Genomic DNA, 18,212 nt, shown 5'->3' with positions numbered 1-18,212 from the left:
GAACAATGAAGAAAAAAGTTGTACCTGTTGTTGCATCTGTTTTAGGGGCAAGTCTACTACTAACTGCTTGTGGGGGAAATAAAGATAATGCAAGCGGAGCGAAAGCGAACGATAAAGCACCTGATAAACAGGCAATTAACTTATCATTCGCTTCAGAAATTCCAACAATGGATGTTGCAAAAGCAACGGATACGGAATCCATGAACGTAATGCGAAATGTTTTTGAAGGTTTATATGCAATGGGAGAAGATAATAAACCGATTCCTGGTGTTGCTGAGTCGGTTGACGTTAGTCCCGATAAAACAAAATATACATTCCACCTGCGCGATTCAAAATGGTCAAATGGTACTCCTGTTACAGCAAAGGACTTTGTCTTCGCTTGGCAACGTGCCGTAAACCCTGATACAGCAGCTGAATATGCATTCTTATTCTTCGATGTACAGAATGCAAAACAAATAAACCAAAAACAATTACCAGTTGATCAATTAGGCATCAAAGCTCTTGATGACAAAACTTTAGAAGTACAACTAGATCGCCCTGTTCCCTACTTCTTAAGCTTAACGACATTTTCAACATTCTTACCAATTAATGAAGACTATTTAAAATCTCAAGGTGACAAATACGGTTTAGAAACAAATCATTTAATTTACAATGGTGCTTTCACATTAGATAACTGGAAACACGAACAAAGCTTTCAATTGAAGAAGAACCCTAACTATTGGGATGCTAAAACTGTAAAATTAGAAGAAATCAACTTCAATGTCGTTAAAGATAAGTCTACAGAAGTTAACTTATATGATTCAGGACAAATTGACCGTGTTGCTTTAACTGCGGAGTTTGTTGATAAATATAAGGGCGATCCAAACTTCAAGGAACGCGCTGAAGTCGGCATTCAATTCTTACGACTAAATCAGAAAAATGCAGTATTAAAAAATCAACATGCACGCCTTGCTATTAACGGAGCAATGAATAAAAAAGCGTACGTAGAAACAATTTTAAATAACGGTGCTATTCCAGCTGAAGGAATGGTTCCTGCGAAATTCGCAAAAAGTCCAGACGGTAATGACTTCCGTAAAGAGAATGGAAATCTAGTCAAAGATGATGTGAAAACAGCGAAAGAAAACTGGAAAAAGGCGAAGCAAGAACTTGGTACTGACAAAGTAACAATTGAACTATTAACAAGTGATAATGCTTTAGCTAAAAAGACTGGTGAATATTTAAAAGGTGAATTAGAAAAAAATCTAGATGGATTAACAGTGAATTTAAAACCACAACCACGTAAACAACAGTTGAAACTACTATTAAGTGGTGATTATGAAATCGGAATTGATGGCTGGGGCCCTGACTTCGCTGACCCAATTACATTCTTAGACTTATTTACAACAGATAGTGCTTATAACTTCGATAAATACTCTAATAAAGAGTACGATGAGCTAATTCATAAAGTGAAAACCGATTTAGCTGGCGATGAAAAAGCTCGCTTTGAAGCAATGAAGCAAGCTGAAAAAATCTTATTACAAGATGGTGCTGTCGCTCCTTTATACCAACAAGGTCGTTCTTACTTACAACGTTCTTTCATTAAAGGACTTGTAACAACTGACTTCGGCGGTGAGTTTAACTACAAGTGGACAGAAGTTGCAAAATAATAAAATAAAAAAGGTATCCCATGAAGGATACCTTTTTTATTTTATACTTCTCTAACTATAGAACCTCTTCCCTTTGCCATTCCTTTTATACCTATAGTGATTCCTGTTACCAATTGTGTAACTAGTATAATAAGTAATAATGAAATAATATTCCCCTCTAAACTAACTCCGCCAAATATTATTGTATAATAACCATTCGCTGCATATGTTGCGGGAAATAATTCACCGATCGTTTGATATGTTTTAGAAAGCATTGCATGTGGTACGATTACACCTGAACTTACAAGTTGTAACGATAGCGAGATAATATTAAAAATCATACCTGCATTTCCGAAAACAGTTATGAACATTTGTGTTAATGAAAGAAATGCGAAGAAGACTATTGCTTGAAACATCAATATACTCCATACTGTTTCATGCATTTCAATTTGGAATCCTTTCATCAAGCCAATTGTAATACATGCAAGTAAAATTGATACTGTACCGTTAATGATTTGTCTTGATACGAAATTACTCCAATCGTTCTTTATTTCCTTTGCAACTTTTGATAGTTCCATACTCATGATCATTGCTCCTACAAATGAAGCTAATACCATCATTAGTGGTACCATATTAGCCGAAAATCCTTTTGCATCATTTACTTTATGAACTGTAAAACCAATTGAATCTTCTGTTAAACCTTTTATCACTTCTACATTCTCAGACCCTACAGCTTGTAATTTCCCAACAATCGCTTGTTTCTTATAACTTGTTATCTCTTTATTTACATTGTCTCGAATTTGTTTTGCAGCTCCTTCCATCATTTGCTTTGCCATCATGGCATTCGCTTGATTAATGTGGAAGTTTAAATTTGATTTTCCTGTTTCATTTATATTCTTTGAAAAAGAAGCAGGAATTTCAATAATCATATCGTACACATGGTCATTCATTTCTTTGTTTGCTTTTTCCACAGACCGTTCTACTTTCACCTGAAATGGTAAATTTCTCTGTAAGCCTTCTGCTATTTTACTACCTATATTTCCATCCTCATTCACAATAGCGATACGCATTTGATCTGCTCTTTCATTCACTCCATCATACGCCGTTAACCAAACACAAAAGAAAATAAGTTGGAACGATAGCGCTACTACCATTCCTACATACGTACCTGGTCGCTTTAAAAACTGTTTTAATGTATCCATCTTCCCGCTCTCCTATTTAGCAAGCAAGTACTTACTTGCATTTTATTTTAAATAAATACTAGGGTCTTAAAGCCCTAGCATATAAAACTATATTATTCTCAATAAATTTCTCATCATCGATTTCCATAAGTCGACTTTCAAAACGCAATTTAGACAGGAAGTAACCAAAATTAATCCATATAAAATTCATTACTTGTGCCTCAATATTTGTATGAATAATCTTGTTTTGTTCCTGCATCTTGGCAAAATAAATTATTAATTCCTCTTTTAATCCTTTTGGAATTTTAGAGATTTCCTCATCTAATTCTGGAAATTCTCTCGCCTCACGTATACCGATAGAAATAATATCTTTTATGCTATTTAAAAATTTATGATAATGCCTTGCTAAGTTCTTCAAATCTGTTTCTAATTCCCACACAATTTCTGTTTGCAAAAATTGCTTTAAATGCGGTATATATGAAAATTCAGCAACTGCAGCTTCAATAACACCCTTCTTACTTTTAAAATTGCGGAATATCGTTACTTCATTAACGCCAGCACGCATTGCAATTTCTTTCGTTGTTGCTGCTGTATATCCTTTTTCTTTCACTAATTCAATTGCTGCTTGAATGATTTTTTCTGCTGTCTTTGAGCGCGCCATAAAATCCCCTCTTCCTCATGCAAGTGATCACTTACATTTAGATTATATAACTTTTTTAATAATTGTCAACAACGAAATTACCATTTTTATACAAAAATAAACAACTGAAAACATAATCCCCTCAAAGAAATAATTTATTGTACTTATACATAATTACATGATTTTGGGAAAAACTTGTATAGAAAGAAGTTACATAAGGAGGAATTTATAATGAGAATTTTACTATCAGCTTTATTAGCTCTTATGCTAGTACCTGCATTAACAGGATGTAAAGCTCCTGCAAAAGAAGATACAACTTCTAATAAAAAGACAACTGAAGAAGCAAAAAATGAAGCTCCTGCAGATTTAAAACTAAACTTTAATGAATTTGATTTAAAAGCAGACTATCAAGATACGAAGAAAGACTACGAAGCTGATTATAAAAATGTAGCCGCGGATAAGAAAATGGAAGCAAAACTTGAAGACCATAAAACAGATGTAAAGTTCACAGGCGACGAGGCTATTACAAAATTAAGCCCTCTTCTACAAGAATTAAAATTTGATAAAAACACACCAGATCAAGAAGTAATTGATCAAGTAGTAAATGTATTCAAGCTTGATAAAGACTATCAAAAATTCGCTTTAGAAGTTGTCTTCTCTGATGGAACGAAAAAAGAATATAAAAGAGAAATAAAATAAAGAAGTAGGCAGATGCCTACTTCTTTATTTTTTAATTTTTACGTATCTTAGTTCTGGACTAGAACCGATAATGAATTGGACGCCAGATACTGATGGTTTTTGTAAATATGAAGCACTTGGGAAAATAATTGGGATTAATGGTGTTTCATCAAACATAATGTCTTCTGCTTTATGCAATATATCAAAACGTTTATTTTCATCTTGTTCTGTTTTTGCTTGATTAATTAAATTATCAAATTCTTTATTGTACCATTTCGCATAGTTACTTGGACCATCACCTGCATATAATTCTAAACGGGCACTAGGGTCTAAGTTAGAACCTCCCCATCCCATATAAGCTAATTGGAAATCACTTTGCTTGTATGTGTCGATGTAACTCTTCCACTCTTTATTTTCTAATTTAATATCTACACCAAGGTTTTTCTTAAACATTTCTTGCATTGCTTCTGCTACTTTTTTATGCTGTGTATCTGTAGTGAATTTTAATGTTACTTCAGGTAATGTAGACCATCCTTGCTCTTTCATACCTTCTTCTAATAGTTTTTTCGCTTCCACTGGATCAAATTTTACATAATCGCCTTTTTCTTTACGGAAATCACGACCACCTTGTGTTTTTGCCCCTTCTGGAACGAATGCATATGCTGCTTGTGCATTATTTTTATACAATTTTTCAACGATAAATTTACGATCAACTGCTAATGAAAATGCTTTACGTACTTTCGCATTTGTAAATGGCTCTTTTTCTACGTTAAAGGAATAAATATAAGATGAAAATCCTGCAACGCGTTTATATTCTTTATTTTCTTTTTCTTTCTCAATCATCTCTTGTGGTAAACCACTTAGTAAATCTAATTCTTTTGATTTAAATAATTGATACGCTGTTTTAGAGTCTGGAATAATACGAAACTCAATTTCTTTTAATGTTACCTTTTTATCATAGTATTCTTTATTTTTTTGTACTGTAATTGCTTGGTTATGCTTCCATTCTTTTAACGTGAATGGTCCGTTCGTAATTAACTCTTTTGGATCTGTTTTTAATTTATTATTATCATCAATTGATTTTTTAGATAGTGGAATAAATAATGAACTTGCTAGTTTTTGTTTGAAAGAAGCAACTGGGTATTCAAGTGTTACTTTTAATGTTTGAGGATTAACCACTTGAATACCAACTTGTCCCTCTTCACCTTTTCCAGTATTATATGCCTCTGCACCTTTAATAAAATACATTTCTGTCGCATTCATAGAACCCGTTTTCGGATTTAATAATCGCTTCCATGCAAACTCAAAATCATTTGCTGTAACAGGAGAACCATCTGACCATTTAATATCTTTCTTTAAATGAATTGTATATTCAGTCCCATCAGCATTTACTTCTTCTTTATCCGCTAACTCATTATGGATTTTCCCATTGTTATCCTCAGTATATAGACTTGAAAATAAATTCCCAATTACATATCTCGAAGTAGTATCTGTCGCAATAGCGGAATCAAGCGTATACGGATCACTACTAATATTCGTTACTAATCGATCTCCTTCACCTTTACCAGCACTCGCTTTTTGCGTCTCTTTCTTACCGCAAGCAACAGAAGTAATTGCTAAAACAGTCATAATGACAAACAGTAAAAACTTCTTCATCCTACATTCTCCTTTAACCTGAAATTTTTGGTGTTGATGCTAATAATGTTTTTGTATAAGAATGTCGTGGATCACGGAATACTTCATCCGTATTTCCAAATTCAACAAGTTCTCCTTTATATAGGACAGCCACTTTTTCACATAAATAGTGAACCATCGGTAAATCATGTGCGATAAATAAATATGTATAGCCTTGCTCCTTTTGAATCTTTTGCAGCAGATGTACAATTTGTATTTGCAGTGAAACATCTAATGCTGAAATTGGTTCATCAAGGATTAAAACTTCTGGCTCACATAATAGTGCTCTTGCAATAGCAATACGTTGACGTTGTCCTCCGCTAAATTCGTGTGGATAGCGATCAATATATCGTCTATCTAATCCAACACGCTCTAGTGCATCACCTGCGACCTTATCTTTCAGTCCTTTATCGCCTAAACCGAATGAAATATAGCCTTCTGTTACAATATCGCGTACTTTCCAGCGCGGATTTAATGCAGCTGTGGAATCTTGAAAAATGAACTGTACTTTCTGCAAGAAATCCCGCTTATGAGCTGACTTCAGCTTGTGAACAACTTGACCGTTATAATCAATTTCACCAGACGTTGGACGCTCGATCCCAGCTATGAGCTTACCAAGTGTCGTCTTTCCAGAACCACTTTCTCCAATAATGCCAAGCGTTGTTCCTTTTGGGATAGAGAGTGTTATATCTTTTAACGCTGCGATTTCTTTATTTTTACTTCCATACGTTTTCATTACTTGCTTTACAGTAATTAAATCTGTCGTCATGAGGCATTCACCTTCTCTTTTGATTTCGCTTTATTGTGCTCTAGAATGTGTTGCCAACAATGTGAACTATGCTCCCCAGAATATGTCGTTCTCTCCGGGAAACGATGAATACATTCTTTTATCGCTACTGGGCAACGATTTACAAAAGGACAGCCAAAGCTATTTAATGTTTCAATGGAAGGTGTCGTTCCTTCTATAGCACGTAATACTTTTTCGGAATCATCCATATTCGGAATTGCTTGTAATAAGCTTTTCGTATATGGATGTTTAGGAGAACCTATTACCTCCTGTATCATTCCTTTTTCAACAACACGTCCCCCGTACATCACAACTACTCGATCAGCTACTTCACGTACAAGTGCTAAGTCATGTGTAATGAGTAAAATGCTCGTATTTTGTTTTTCTTTTCGCTCTTTTAATAGCCCCATAATTTGTTTCTGAATCGTTACATCTAACGCTGTTGTAGGTTCATCTGCAATTACAAGTTTCGGATGGCAAGCAAACGCAATGGCCAAACAAATACGTTGCCTCATACCACCACTTAATTGATACGGGTATTGTTCAAAGCGTTTCTCTGCTTCATGTATGCCTAAATCATTTAGTAAGTTAATTGCAATTTCTTTTGCTTCTTTCTTCGATTTCTTTTCATGCTGCAAAATTACTTCTGTAATTTGCCTTCCGACCTTCATCGTCGGATTTAAAGATGAAAGCGGATCTTGAAAGATAAAAGAAATATCTTTCCCGCGAATTTGATTCCATTCTGATTCCTGTAAATTAGTTAATTCCTTTGATTGGAAAGATACATTTCCATCATCAATATGAATTGATTCTTGATTTAACCCGATAATTGATTGTGCTGTAACACTTTTTCCTGAGCCACTTTCTCCTACAAGTGCAACTATTTCACCTTCGTTAATAGAAAAGGAAACATGCTTCACAATTGCTTGCCTACTATTCTCTTTTTCAACGGCCAACGTTACGTTTTCTAAAGATAAGATTTGCGCCATGTTTTTTCTCCTTTCGATTACGTTTTACGATTTTCGGATCAATCGCATCTTGTAAACCATCACCAATTGCATTAAATGCGAACATGATGAGTGCAATCATGATTGCCGGGAAGAATAGTTGCCACCATTCTCCGCTTAGTAACGTCCCAAGTGCATCGTTGGTCATCGTGCCCCAGCTTGCCGCTGGTGATTGTACTCCAAGTCCGATAAAGCTTAAAAATGATTCTGAGAAAATAGCTGCTGGAATGGTAAATGATAAATTTACGATAATAATCCCTGTTAAGTTTGGAATTAAATGCCCATATATAATTTTCATATGAGGTGTACCTAATCGCTCTGCTGCGATAACAAATTCTCTTTGTTTTAAAGACAAGACTTGCGCTCTAATGAGACGTGCCATGCCAATCCATCCCGTTAACGCAAGGGCAATTATAATTGTAAAAAGTCCTGGTTTCATAACGATTAATAGTAAAATAACAATTAATAAGTATGGGATACCGTATAACACTTCAATTCCTCTTATAATCCACTCATCAATTAACGTTCCAAGACGATTACGCCCTCTCACATATCCACTAAACCCTCCGATAAGTACACCGAGCCCTATATCAAGAGCTGCTGCTACCAATCCAACTGTTAGTGAAATTTTCCCACCAGCCCAAGTACGCGCCCAAATATCTCTCCCTAAATCGTCCGTTCCGAACCAATGCTCGCTACTAGGCGGTAAATTAGTTGCTTCTTTTACTTGTTCACTTGCAGTAAATGACGTTAAACTTTCGCCAATAAGCGAGAAAATAATAATTAGTAATAACGTCACAGCCCCTAAAACTGCTATAGGATTTGATATAAACTTGCGAAACACTTCCTTTTTTCGGCTAATTGTTTGCTGATCTTTATTTATCGTTAATTCTTTTTTCTCTTCATTCGTTAATAACTGGTCATTAATTTCATAAGCCCCCATTTAAATATTCCCCTCCTTACGTAATAGAACGAATACGTGGATCAACAATACGATGAATGATATCTGTAATAAAGATACACATAATTAATAGCGCACTATAGAAGATGGTTGTTCCCATAATTACCGGATAATCTCGGTTAAAAATACTATCTACAAAATATTTTCCTAGACCAGGAATTGAAAAGATTTTTTCAATCACGAAAGTTCCTGTTAAAAGTCCAGCCATTAATGGGCCAACAAATGTAAGTACCGGAACAATTGCATTTCTAAGAGCATGTCTTATAATGATTTTCTTAATTGGTATACCTTTCGCTCTCGCTAGCTTAATATAATCACTCTGCAACACTTCAATCATATTAGAGCGAACAAATCTTGTAATAACCGCGATTGGCCCGAGCGCTAATGCGAAGGAAGGTAATACAGTATGCTCGAAGGTTCCCCAGGACGCCACTGGTAGTAATTCAAATTGGATGGCGAATACTTGTATAAATAGTGGCGCTAAAATAAAACTAGGAATAGAAATACCGAGAATCGCAAGCAAGCTCACACTATAATCAATCACTTTCCCATGATATAGCGCGGCAAATGTGCCTGCGGCAATCCCGACTAACAATGAAATAACAAGTGCTTGTAGACCAATAATTGCTGATGGACCAAATCCTGTCGTTATAATCTCTGATACGCCTTGCCCCGTCGATTGAACGGATTCACCAAAGTCAAAATGAACTACACCGTCTAAATAAGCAACATATTGATTCCATAACGGTTCATCAAGATGATACTTCGCCCTCATATTTTGTATCACTTCTTCAGGAAAGATTTTCGCATCTGATGAAAATGGATCTCCCGGAATAATATGCATAATTAAAAATGTCACTGTCGTAATAACCCATAATGTGAAAACCATAACTGATAGTTTTTTAACAACATACACTCTGATAACCCCCTAAACTCATAAATTTACTTTGTTTTATTGACGTATCTTTCCCATTACTCCCTTTTCTCTTCTTAAAATACAAAAAGCCTTGATCTTAAAAAATAAGATCAAGGCTTAATAAACAAAGGCCCATCACTTATCTTTCAAGACTTGCTTGCTGGAATTAGCACGGTGTTCATCTTACAGAACCCGCTGCTGAGGTGTCATAGGGCCAGTCCCTCTACCTCTCTGGATAAGTAAATTGCTATATTATTATTTGGTTCAAATTGTATATTTCGAATTATAATTCTGAAAAAAAGAAAAGTCAATCAAATTGGATATATTTAGAAAAATCAGTTTTTAATGGCGTTATTTCTTAAAATCACTATTTTAACTTATAATAAAATTAATTACTTTAAAGGAGTTATACGATGGATCCCTTACTTCTAGCCAGCATAGGATTGCCATTAACAATCGTCATACTCGTCATCATCGGCTTCTACAAACTCTTCATTAAGAAAAAACGTATCACTTCTTTTTATACTCCATTCGATAATATTACTGGACAAACAATTTCAGAATTTCACGAAGAACAGAAAGTATTAGTATCCGAGGATGAAGATGGAGATGGTAAGAAGAAAAAATAACCTTGCGCATGCGCAAGGTTATTTTTGGGCCTCTGTTTGAAAACGTTTATAGTATGTCGATGCTGTTGCAAAATTAATTTCTATATCACGAATCAACGAGGAGTCTTCTTCTTCTGCTAACTTCTGCAATTTTTTCATTGATTGTTCTGATTCATTTAAGAAACCAACATATAATTCATGTTCCTGTTCTTTCGACTTCGGAACACGAATTTCTTTACGCATATGATCAATATCTTCTAACATGCCCGTTGTTACCTGTTTCACGTCTTCCTTATATTTAGCATTAGTTATTTCCTTACCGCCCTTTTCTTTTGCCACTTCAAATAACTGTAACGCTTTATTAATTTCTTTGTTCATTTTTGCATCATACTTTTCATGTACCTCTTGATACACTTTCATATCTTCTGTCTGTTCAGTAGATTGCTCCACCTTTTCTTTCGGTTCTTTCGCTTCTTTATTCCCATTACATCCTGCTAGAAGGAGCATACCTCCCATTACAGCAATACCCAAAACCTTCTTCATCTTTAATTCTCCTTTTATCTACAGCTACTTCTAATTATAGTTTCTTTTATCTCCACTTGTTTTATTATACCGAGAACATCCTAAATTTTGTACTTAAGATGATTCCTTAATATATATACCCACATTTTTGTCACAGTATCGTCACTTTATGCAAGTAACTTTTGCATGGGTTATTTCAAAGAAATGAAAAAAAGAGCTGATTCAAAGAAATGTTTGAATCAGCTCTTTTTTGTTAAGCCTCTAAATTTTGTTTTTGTTGCAGTTCAAACTGCTTTTCACTTCTTTTTGCCATGAATAAATAACATAACACAGCACCAATTTCACAAAGAGCTATAACAACACCCATAGGAAGTGCGGTATTGCTTCCACCAATACCTACTAGCGGCGCTACAAGTGCTCCTGAGATGAACTGTAATAATCCTAGTAAAGCTGATGCTGTTCCTGCAGCCTGTTTTTGATTTCTCATCGCTAATGAGAAGCCAGTTGTTGATACAACCCCAACACTTGATACAACAAGGAATAGCGAACATAAAACACCGATTAACCCTATTCCTAATACAATTGTAAGTAGTAACGATAGGCCGCCAACAGCCGCAATAATAATACCGGAAACAAATAAAGTCTTCTCATTAACTTTCCCCGCTAATCGGCCAGTAACTTGGCTAGCAATAATAATACCGATACCGTTAATTGCAAAGAACAAACTAAACTGTTGTGGTGATGCCCCGTATATATTTTGCAACACGAACGGTGAACCAGAAATATAAGCAAACATTGCAGCTGTTACTAATCCTTGCGACAATGCATACCCCATAAATAAACGATCTTTCAGAAGCTTTCCGTATGTTGCAAGCGTTCCTGATAATCCACCCGTCTCTCTTTCTTCAGGGGGCAATGTTTCACGTAATACGAAAGTAGCTGATATTAGCATGAATACACTAATTGCTCCAAGAACGATAAAAACGCCGCGCCATGATGTGAACTGTAATAATTGTCCCCCGATAATCGGTGCCAAAATAGGCGCTGCTCCGTTTACTAACATAAGCAGTGAGAAAAACTTTGTCATTTCAGAACCAGAATACATATCACGTACCATTGCACGTGATATAACGATACCAGCAGATCCTGAAGCACCTTGTAAGAAACGTAAAAGCACTAAACTCCAAATCGATGGTGCAACAGCACAAAGTAAAGAAGAAGCAACATAAATAATAAGAGCGATAATAAGAGGTTTGCGTCTTCCGTAAATATCACTAATTGAACCAACAAATAATTGTCCCACTGAAAGCCCAAGTAAACAAGCTGTCAATGTAAGCTGTGCGAGGGATGCTCCAGTTTGTAAATCATCCGTTAATTTTGGTAAAGAAGGCAAATACATATCAATCGATAATGGCCCAATTGCCGTAAGTGTCCCTAATACAAGAATCATCCATAACCTGTTTGTCTTTACAGGTTTATATACTTCGTGATTAACTCCATTCACTTTTTCTATTCACCCTTTCATATAAATATCGAATCGTAACAATTATAGTTACAACATAAATATACGTCAAGTATACCGTATTTTCCTGTTTAATAATGTAAAAAAAGCGATAGAATCTCTATCGCTTTACTTTTTCAAATTACTATTTGTAAATTTAGATACAGATGCCATCATTTCTCCTGTGTCTAAATATGTGATTTGAATTGGATCTCCTACTTCTGTAAACATTGCATATGGGAATTTCTTCGCCGGTACCATAAATACTTTTTGCTCGTTTTCTAATAGTACGTACACAATCGTATTTTCACCTGATTTTTCTTTATACACACGTTGTACAGTACCTTCTTTTTGCGCTTCTTTCCCATTTGAAGTCGGTCTAAATGAATCACCACTTCCGCTTAGCGCATTTTTATAGTTCTCAAGTGCTTCTTTTTGCGTCGAACCTGACGCAAACACTTTTGCATTAGAAGCATATATAACAGTATGAGCACGTACTAATCCGCCGTCATCAATAACTGGTACAATCCAAGAAGGTTTACCGTATACGTTATAAATAACTGGCATTGTTCCATGCCATTTCTCTCTCTTAAAGGAATTATCTACTACTTCTGTAGCAGCCGAACCGTCCATAATTCCCTTCACTTCTTTTCCGTTATAGTAATACAACTTTCCTGTACGTGCATCAACTAATGAGTAACCGAGAGCAGAATCTACTCCTTCTTTCGGAGAGGTAAAGTCTGTAAAGTAATACAGTTTACCATCCTTTCCGAAGATTGGCGTAACGCCTTCCTTCGTCCCCCACTCAGTCGGAATCTTCATGTCAGTTTGTGAGAATTTCGTATTCCAAAATCCGTGAATATATTTTCCGAAGTACGTATTTAACGTAGATGCTGTTTCATGATTTAATACACCATCAACGAATTTAGGGGCATTCCCTTTATCATATCGTTTCACATCACCTGATTGTGCATCAACAACGACAACGCCTTCTACTTCAAACCCGGATCTTCCTGAAATAAACTCACCGTATGTCATTGTATAATACGGTTTTCCTTTGTCATCAACTTCAAATTTTGGTTTCCCTTTAAAAATTAAATTTGGCTCCGCTTTTCGAACGACACGTTCTAATTTATTACCGAAAAACATGCTTGGTACATACTTCATTTTATATCCAAGATGTAATTTCGCTTCCGCATCAGGATTTGTACCTGACATTGTTACGTAACCTGGAATTGTTTCCGCTTTACGTGCTTTAAAAAATCCCGAAACTTCTATCGGTGCTACATACAAGGCTTCACCATTTACCATTTGTGGCGTTAATTCCCCTAGCTCAAAATAAGCTACTTTTGGAATATCACCAAATACCTTTTTCATTTTATTTTCCGCTGTTTTAGGCGGAACTGTAAACGGTTGGTCATTTTCAGTAAATGGCTCTGAAATATCTTTCTCTACCTTCACGACCGAATCATATTTCTTTTGCGAGATTACTATATCGTGCAAATAACCAAAATAGCCGTAACTTGCGAGTAAAACAAACATTAGAAGTCCTTTTAACATACCTTCTAATTTCCCTACCTGCTCTTGTGAAAATAAAACAAGCCCAATTAAAATCGCTACTGCAACAGAATAATGAGTAAGAATAGAATCTGCTCGATCATCAATTAGCCAGAAATATTCATAGATTGCAATACCTATCCAAAATAAAACAGGAATAACTAAAATAGATGATTTCTTACCCTTTACAACTTTCTCATTTCCTCCTTTATCCACCGCGCGAATTTTATTACCGCTTCTAGTCCATGGAATCAAAAACAAAGTGAGAATAGCTAAAACTATAAATTTCATCAAAGGCAATGTCCCCTTTTCTTTTGTCTTCCCTTTCAGTATAACAAATAAAGGTTAATCAGGTAAAAATGGGAATAGAAATACTTTTAATTACTTATCACTGCGACTTAGTACAAATCCACTCACTACATATAAAACTGAAGCAATATAAAAGATAGTCCCTATCGTAAAGAAATCCACTAAGTAACCAGTTGCAATTATAGCTACCCCGCCACCAATCGATGTCCATACATGGTATTTCCCAATTTCGTAACCAGCTTCCTTATGCGCTACCTTTCGTGCTAATGATGTCTTCTCCGTATTGCGCTGCACAGCACCTAAAATACCCATTAAAATTTGGAGAATGTATACGTGCCAAACCTCTGTTGCAATAGGAAAACAAAGCATTAATATAGCCATGGACCAAGCGTATATAATTAATAACTTTCTATCACCTACTCTATCAGAGATTCTTCCAACTAACGGATATACTAGAGCTGAAGTTAAGGCAAATAAACCGTACGCCCAGCCAAATTGCGAGAAGCTATTCCCAACATTTCGAAGCAATAGAATGTAAAAAGGAAATACCATACTTCCCGCCATCATGATTATGCTTTGTGACGCTACAAATCTTCTATATGTCATTTGCTATACTCCTTATAAAATAAATTCACAAATCGTTCCTCTGGGTCTACTTCCTTCTTCTTCTGAAGGAATTCTTCTATACGAGGATATGCTTCCTTTAGTTGCTCCTTTTCCGGATAAGAATAATACGGTAAATAATAACTTCCATTATGCTTTAAAGTAACATCAATCATCTTCTGAATGACCACTTTTGTTTTCTTTATTTCATCCTCAGAACGCCCTTGATTAATTAAAAATACAAGCGCAAACATATCATCTTTCGCATAAGATAGCACCGCATTCTCATTCTTTTCTACATAGCGGATTGTAATGTTAAGAAGATTTAATTCCTCTTCATTTAAAACACTTCGTAAATCATCTATATACTCTGCAAAACTATCTATTGGTACAAAGTACTCTTGTAAAACTTCGGTCAAGTTCGGATTATCATATTCCATAAAAGCACTATCAGATCTCATTACATTATTTCGAGTTTCATACTTACCATCTGTACGTTCAAAATAACTTCTTTGTATATCCCAAAATGCATTCTTTCCCCAATCACTATAACGCGATAATCCAAGCAAAAACTTCGGTGCGGCTATAATATTTTCTTCCTTTAATTCGCTGTATTCTCCCAGCTTCTGCTGATCTTCTGCCAATACATAATCCGTCACATACATTTCTTTCAAGAACGACTTTGGTGCAACAGAAATACGCGCTAAATGCATACGTATATTCTCAGCCTTCTTCACCTTCTCCTTAAAATACGAAGAATATTCCTTATAGTCTAGTACCCTCGTATGCGTTTCATATAATTCATCATTAGTTAACTTTAGCGTCACATCTAAAATTACACCAAACAATCCGTATCCCCCAATTACATACGGAAGCAAGTCCACATTTTCTTCTCTACTTACATTACGTACCGTACCATCTGCCATTAACAATCTGAACGACTCTACTGTATCAATCAATGCTTCATGACGAATATCACGCCCATGTACATTTACACTTAATGAACCACCAACAGTAAAAATATTTTGAGATTGCATCACTTGAACTGCAAGACCATATGGATTGATTTTCTTTTGAATGTCATTCCATGTGACACCGCTTTGTACCCTAATCCTCTTTTTCTCCGGATCAAACTCTAATATTTCATTATAGCCCTTCATATCAAGCATCGTGCCGTTCGGATAATACGTCTGTCCGCCTTGGCTATGTTGCATACCTGCAATAGAAATCTTCTCTCCAGAAGCATTTGCATCTTGCACTAATTTTTTAAATGAATTTTCATCCTCAGCATTTTCAACACGTTTAATTTTCGTTGGAAGTAACTTTCCTACATCACTCATAATAGGATGATCCAGTTGCTCTTTGTATGTATATATAGATGTCGCGAGCAACACTGTATACGCTACAATAACAACTGCTATCTTTCTTTTTTTCAAATGGCACTCTCCTCGTTTGAAATTCTAATCTCACTAGTACTTCTCTCTATTTTTATTGTACCTACTTTTTTAAAAGGAAAATACTACACTGTAAAAAAGAACTATCCTTCTTTTACTTACTATGAAGTGAAACCATAAGCATGATTTTAAAAAAATTTAAATATGATGTAGAGGAAAATAACTTTATTCAGGAGGTTGCTATGAAAGCAATTATTTGCACAAAATACGGGCCACCTAACGTTCTCAAGCTTCAAGACGTAAAGAAACCTACTCCTAAAAAGAATGAAGTATTAGTTAAGATTCACGCAACAAGTGTAACTACTGGAGATTGTAGAATGCGGAGCTTTTCTAGCCCCCTATTATTTTGGATTCCTATGCGAATTATATTAGGTTTCAGAACACCGAGAAGGCCTATACTCGGTGTAGAATTATCTGGTGAAATTGAAGAAATAGGAACGGATGTAACTCAATTTAAAAAAGGAGACCCAGTCTTTGCATTAACAGGACTGAACGTTGGTGGTTATGCTGAATACACATGTGTGCATGAAAGCGGATTGATAGCATTAAAGCCCCTCAATTTAACATATGAAGAAGCTGCTGTTATTCCTTTTGGTGGCACTTCAGCATTACATTTTTTGAGAAAAGGACACATAAAAAAAGGACAGCAAGTACTTATATATGGCGCTTCCGGATCAGTAGGTACCGCTGCTGTGCAACTTGCTAAATATTTCGGTGCGACTGTTACAGCTGTTTGTAGCAATTCAAATTTTGAGTTAGTACAATCTTTAGGAGCTAATCACGTAATTGATTATACGAAAGAAGATTTTACAAAGCGAGATGAACGCTACGATATTATATTCGATGCAGTTGGAAAAATTAAAAAATCCCATTGCAAGAGTGCATTAACAGCTAACGGTAAATACGTGTCAGTCAACGGAACGATGGCAAAAGTAAGCAAAGAAGATATGCTTCTACTAAAAATGCTAACGGAAGAAGAAAAATTAAAACCAGTTATTGATAAAACTTACCCGCTAGAAGAAATTTCAGAGGCTCATACGTACGTAGAGACCGGACATAAAAAAGGGAATGTTTCCATTACCTTAAAATAAAATATATTCAGAAAATAATATTGACAATTCTTTTTGTAAGATTTACTATTAATACCATATTTAAAAACTACATACACATACTCTTATCAAGAGTGGCGGAGGGACTGGCCCGATGATGCCCGGCAACCGAGCTTATAACGTATAAGCTAAGGTGCTAATTCCTGCAGAACGATTTTCGTTTTGGAAGATAAGAGAGGAACCTATTTCGTCTATTCGGCACCTCTCTTATTTTTGAGAGGTGCTTTTTATTTTGGAACGTATATTAAGGGGGAATTATAGATGAAAAAGGTATTATTAAGTATTGTAAGTGGAGCTGTATTATTGTTAGGTGCATGTGGTGCTAATTCTGATAAAGAGGTAAAAGCATTAGATGAGAAAAAGATTACCGTTGGTGTAACAGGTGGACCGCATGAACAAATTTTTGAAAAGGTGAAGGAAGTTGCAGCAAAAGATGGTCTCGAAATTGATGTAAAGGTATTTAATGATTATGTAGCGCCAAACGTATCTTTAGATGAAAAAAGCCTCGATGTAAATAGCTATCAAACTAAATCTTATTTAGATGTATTTAAAGCCGAACGCAACATGAAATTAACTGAAGTATTTTCAACAGTAACATTCCCTATGGGCGTATATTCTAAAAGTTTAAAAGATGTAAAAGAATTAAAAGAGGGTGACGCAATTGCTGTACCAAACGATCCAACAAATGAACTTCGAGCTTTAAAACTATTTGAAAAAGCAGGGGTTTTAAAAGTCGATCCAAAAGCTACAGAAAAGGCAACTGCAAAAGATGTAATTGAAAATCCAAAAAAATTAAAGATTGTTGAATTAGAGGCATCTCAATTACCAACGCAGCTAAGTGAAGTGAAAGCCGCTGCAATTAATACAAACTTTGCATTAGGTGCAAAATTAAGCCCAGCGAAAGATTCTATTTTCCGCGAAGGAAAGGATTCACCATATGTGAATTGGGTCGTTGTTCGTACTGAAAATAAAGATGATGCAGTTGTAAATAAATTGAAGAAAGCTTATCAATCTAAAGAAGTAAAAGATTTCATTGAGAAAAAATTTGATGGTTCTGTTTTACCGTCTTGGTAGGAGCTG

General features: G+C 35.4%; 17 protein-coding genes and 2 riboswitches. Of the genes, 5 read left to right on the top strand and 12 right to left on the bottom strand.

The window, feature by feature from the left end; genetic code table 11:
• Window positions 1-5 precede the first annotated feature (5 nt).
• Window positions 6-1,646, top strand: a complete 1,641-nt coding sequence (locus LUS72_RS01085) for a peptide ABC transporter substrate-binding protein (protein WP_097831192.1) — start codon at window positions 6-8, stop codon at window positions 1,644-1,646.
• A 41-nt stretch (window positions 1,647-1,687) separates the two neighbouring features.
• On the opposite strand, the gene LUS72_RS01080 is transcribed toward LUS72_RS01085, so the two are convergent.
• A complete protein-coding gene (locus LUS72_RS01080) occupies window positions 1,688-2,827 on the bottom strand; it encodes a YhgE/Pip domain-containing protein (RefSeq protein WP_264448505.1) in 1,140 nt (379 codons plus the stop codon).
• A gap of 58 nt (window positions 2,828-2,885) precedes the next feature.
• Entirely contained in the window at window positions 2,886-3,467 is a 582-nt protein-coding gene (locus tag LUS72_RS01075) for a TetR/AcrR family transcriptional regulator (RefSeq protein ID WP_097831191.1), read from the bottom strand.
• Between the two features lie 210 nt (window positions 3,468-3,677).
• Here LUS72_RS01075 and LUS72_RS01070 point away from each other — a divergent pair, with 210 nt between their 5' ends.
• Window positions 3,678-4,145: a YusW family protein gene (locus tag LUS72_RS01070; RefSeq protein ID WP_097831190.1), complete on the top strand. Its 468-nt coding sequence runs from the start codon at window positions 3,678-3,680 to the stop codon at window positions 4,143-4,145.
• Between the two features lie 24 nt (window positions 4,146-4,169).
• On the opposite strand, the gene LUS72_RS01065 is transcribed toward LUS72_RS01070, so the two are convergent.
• The 5 genes from LUS72_RS01065 to LUS72_RS01045 are packed head-to-tail and all read right to left on the bottom strand — an operon-like array spanning window position 4,170 to window position 9,469.
• Window positions 4,170-5,780 (bottom strand): peptide ABC transporter substrate-binding protein, encoded by a 1,611-nt coding sequence (locus LUS72_RS01065; protein WP_097831189.1) that lies wholly within the window; start codon window positions 5,778-5,780, stop codon window positions 4,170-4,172.
• A gap of 13 nt (window positions 5,781-5,793) precedes the next feature.
• Window positions 5,794-6,567 carry an ABC transporter ATP-binding protein gene (locus LUS72_RS01060; RefSeq protein ID WP_097831188.1) on the bottom strand — a complete coding sequence of 258 codons (774 nt, stop codon included), beginning with the start codon at window positions 6,565-6,567 and terminating at the stop codon, window positions 5,794-5,796.
• Window positions 6,564-7,574 carry an ABC transporter ATP-binding protein gene (locus LUS72_RS01055; RefSeq protein WP_097831187.1) on the bottom strand — a complete coding sequence of 337 codons (1,011 nt, stop codon included), beginning with the start codon at window positions 7,572-7,574 and terminating at the stop codon, window positions 6,564-6,566. The genes LUS72_RS01060 and LUS72_RS01055 overlap by 4 nt, the downstream gene beginning before the upstream one ends.
• Window positions 7,531-8,535, bottom strand: coding sequence for an ABC transporter permease (locus LUS72_RS01050; protein WP_097831186.1), 1,005 nt, complete (start codon window positions 8,533-8,535; stop codon window positions 7,531-7,533). The genes LUS72_RS01055 and LUS72_RS01050 overlap by 44 nt, the downstream gene beginning before the upstream one ends.
• Window positions 8,536-8,551: 16 nt before the next feature.
• Entirely contained in the window at window positions 8,552-9,469 is a 918-nt protein-coding gene (locus tag LUS72_RS01045) for an ABC transporter permease (RefSeq protein WP_097831185.1), read from the bottom strand.
• 136 nt (window positions 9,470-9,605) lie between these two features.
• A riboswitch (SAM riboswitch) is annotated at window positions 9,606-9,711 on the bottom strand.
• 171 nt (window positions 9,712-9,882) lie between these two features.
• Between LUS72_RS01045 and LUS72_RS01040 the strand changes: the two genes are divergently transcribed.
• Entirely contained in the window at window positions 9,883-10,098 is a 216-nt protein-coding gene (locus LUS72_RS01040) for a DUF3951 domain-containing protein (protein WP_097831184.1), read from the top strand.
• Between the two features lie 18 nt (window positions 10,099-10,116).
• Here LUS72_RS01040 and LUS72_RS01035 read toward each other — a convergent pair whose 3' ends face one another.
• From LUS72_RS01035 to LUS72_RS01015, 5 genes are all read right to left on the bottom strand, one after another.
• The gene (locus LUS72_RS01035; RefSeq protein WP_071744487.1) at window positions 10,117-10,620 is read right to left on the bottom strand and encodes a hypothetical protein; all 504 of its coding nucleotides are present in this window, start codon (window positions 10,618-10,620) and stop codon (window positions 10,117-10,119) included.
• Between the two features lie 232 nt (window positions 10,621-10,852).
• The gene (locus tag LUS72_RS01030) at window positions 10,853-12,112 is read right to left on the bottom strand and encodes a multidrug effflux MFS transporter (protein WP_240523184.1); all 1,260 of its coding nucleotides are present in this window, start codon (window positions 12,110-12,112) and stop codon (window positions 10,853-10,855) included.
• Window positions 12,113-12,229: 117 nt separating this feature from the next.
• A complete protein-coding gene (locus tag LUS72_RS01025; RefSeq protein ID WP_097831183.1) occupies window positions 12,230-13,948 on the bottom strand; it encodes a DUF3981 domain-containing protein in 1,719 nt (572 codons plus the stop codon).
• Window positions 13,949-14,038: 90 nt separating this feature from the next.
• Entirely contained in the window at window positions 14,039-14,572 is a 534-nt protein-coding gene (locus tag LUS72_RS01020; protein WP_097831182.1) for an MFS transporter, read from the bottom strand.
• Window positions 14,569-16,005 (bottom strand): FAD-binding oxidoreductase, encoded by a 1,437-nt coding sequence (locus LUS72_RS01015; protein WP_097831181.1) that lies wholly within the window; start codon window positions 16,003-16,005, stop codon window positions 14,569-14,571. Before LUS72_RS01015 ends, LUS72_RS01020 begins: the two co-directional genes overlap by 4 nt.
• Before the next feature lie 200 nt (window positions 16,006-16,205).
• On the opposite strand from LUS72_RS01015, the gene LUS72_RS01010 reads away from it, so the two are divergent.
• Window positions 16,206-17,114: an NAD(P)-dependent alcohol dehydrogenase gene (locus LUS72_RS01010; protein WP_097831225.1), complete on the top strand. Its 909-nt coding sequence runs from the start codon at window positions 16,206-16,208 to the stop codon at window positions 17,112-17,114.
• Window positions 17,115-17,194: 80 nt separating this feature from the next.
• A riboswitch (SAM riboswitch) is annotated at window positions 17,195-17,308 on the top strand.
• A gap of 85 nt (window positions 17,309-17,393) precedes the next feature.
• A complete protein-coding gene (locus LUS72_RS01005; RefSeq protein WP_264448504.1) occupies window positions 17,394-18,206 on the top strand; it encodes a MetQ/NlpA family ABC transporter substrate-binding protein in 813 nt (270 codons plus the stop codon).
• Window positions 18,207-18,212: the final 6 nt, after the last annotated feature.

It is taken from the genome of Bacillus cereus (assembly GCF_025917685.1).
Lineage (GTDB): Bacteria > Bacillota > Bacilli > Bacillales > Bacillaceae_G > Bacillus_A > Bacillus_A cereus_AT.
Note: the sequence above shows the minus strand (reverse complement) of the source record. Positions and strands in the feature narration are given on the sequence as shown.

Bases quoted from the DNA above. Each gene is read 5' to 3' on its own strand.
- LUS72_RS01060 (WP_097831188.1), bottom strand. From the start codon at position 6,567: ATGACGACAGATTTAATTACTGTAAAGCAAGTAATGAAAACGTATGGA.
- LUS72_RS01085 (WP_097831192.1), top strand. From the start codon at position 6: ATGAAGAAAAAAGTTGTACCTGTTGTTGCATCTGTTTTAGGGGCAAGT.
- LUS72_RS01050 (WP_097831186.1), bottom strand. From the start codon at position 8,535: ATGGGGGCTTATGAAATTAATGACCAGTTATTAACGAATGAAGAGAAA.
- LUS72_RS01040 (WP_097831184.1), top strand. From the start codon at position 9,883: ATGGATCCCTTACTTCTAGCCAGCATAGGATTGCCATTAACAATCGTC.
- LUS72_RS01075 (WP_097831191.1), bottom strand. From the start codon at position 3,467: ATGGCGCGCTCAAAGACAGCAGAAAAAATCATTCAAGCAGCAATTGAA.
- LUS72_RS01010 (WP_097831225.1), top strand. From the start codon at position 16,206: ATGAAAGCAATTATTTGCACAAAATACGGGCCACCTAACGTTCTCAAG.
- LUS72_RS01035 (WP_071744487.1), bottom strand. From the start codon at position 10,620: ATGAAGAAGGTTTTGGGTATTGCTGTAATGGGAGGTATGCTCCTTCTA.
- LUS72_RS01055 (WP_097831187.1), bottom strand. From the start codon at position 7,574: ATGGCGCAAATCTTATCTTTAGAAAACGTAACGTTGGCCGTTGAAAAA.
- LUS72_RS01020 (WP_097831182.1), bottom strand. From the start codon at position 14,572: ATGACATATAGAAGATTTGTAGCGTCACAAAGCATAATCATGATGGCG.
- LUS72_RS01005 (WP_264448504.1), top strand. From the start codon at position 17,394: ATGAAAAAGGTATTATTAAGTATTGTAAGTGGAGCTGTATTATTGTTA.
- LUS72_RS01065 (WP_097831189.1), bottom strand. From the start codon at position 5,780: ATGAAGAAGTTTTTACTGTTTGTCATTATGACTGTTTTAGCAATTACT.
- LUS72_RS01025 (WP_097831183.1), bottom strand. From the start codon at position 13,948: ATGAAATTTATAGTTTTAGCTATTCTCACTTTGTTTTTGATTCCATGG.
- LUS72_RS01080 (WP_264448505.1), bottom strand. From the start codon at position 2,827: ATGGATACATTAAAACAGTTTTTAAAGCGACCAGGTACGTATGTAGGA.
- LUS72_RS01070 (WP_097831190.1), top strand. From the start codon at position 3,678: ATGAGAATTTTACTATCAGCTTTATTAGCTCTTATGCTAGTACCTGCA.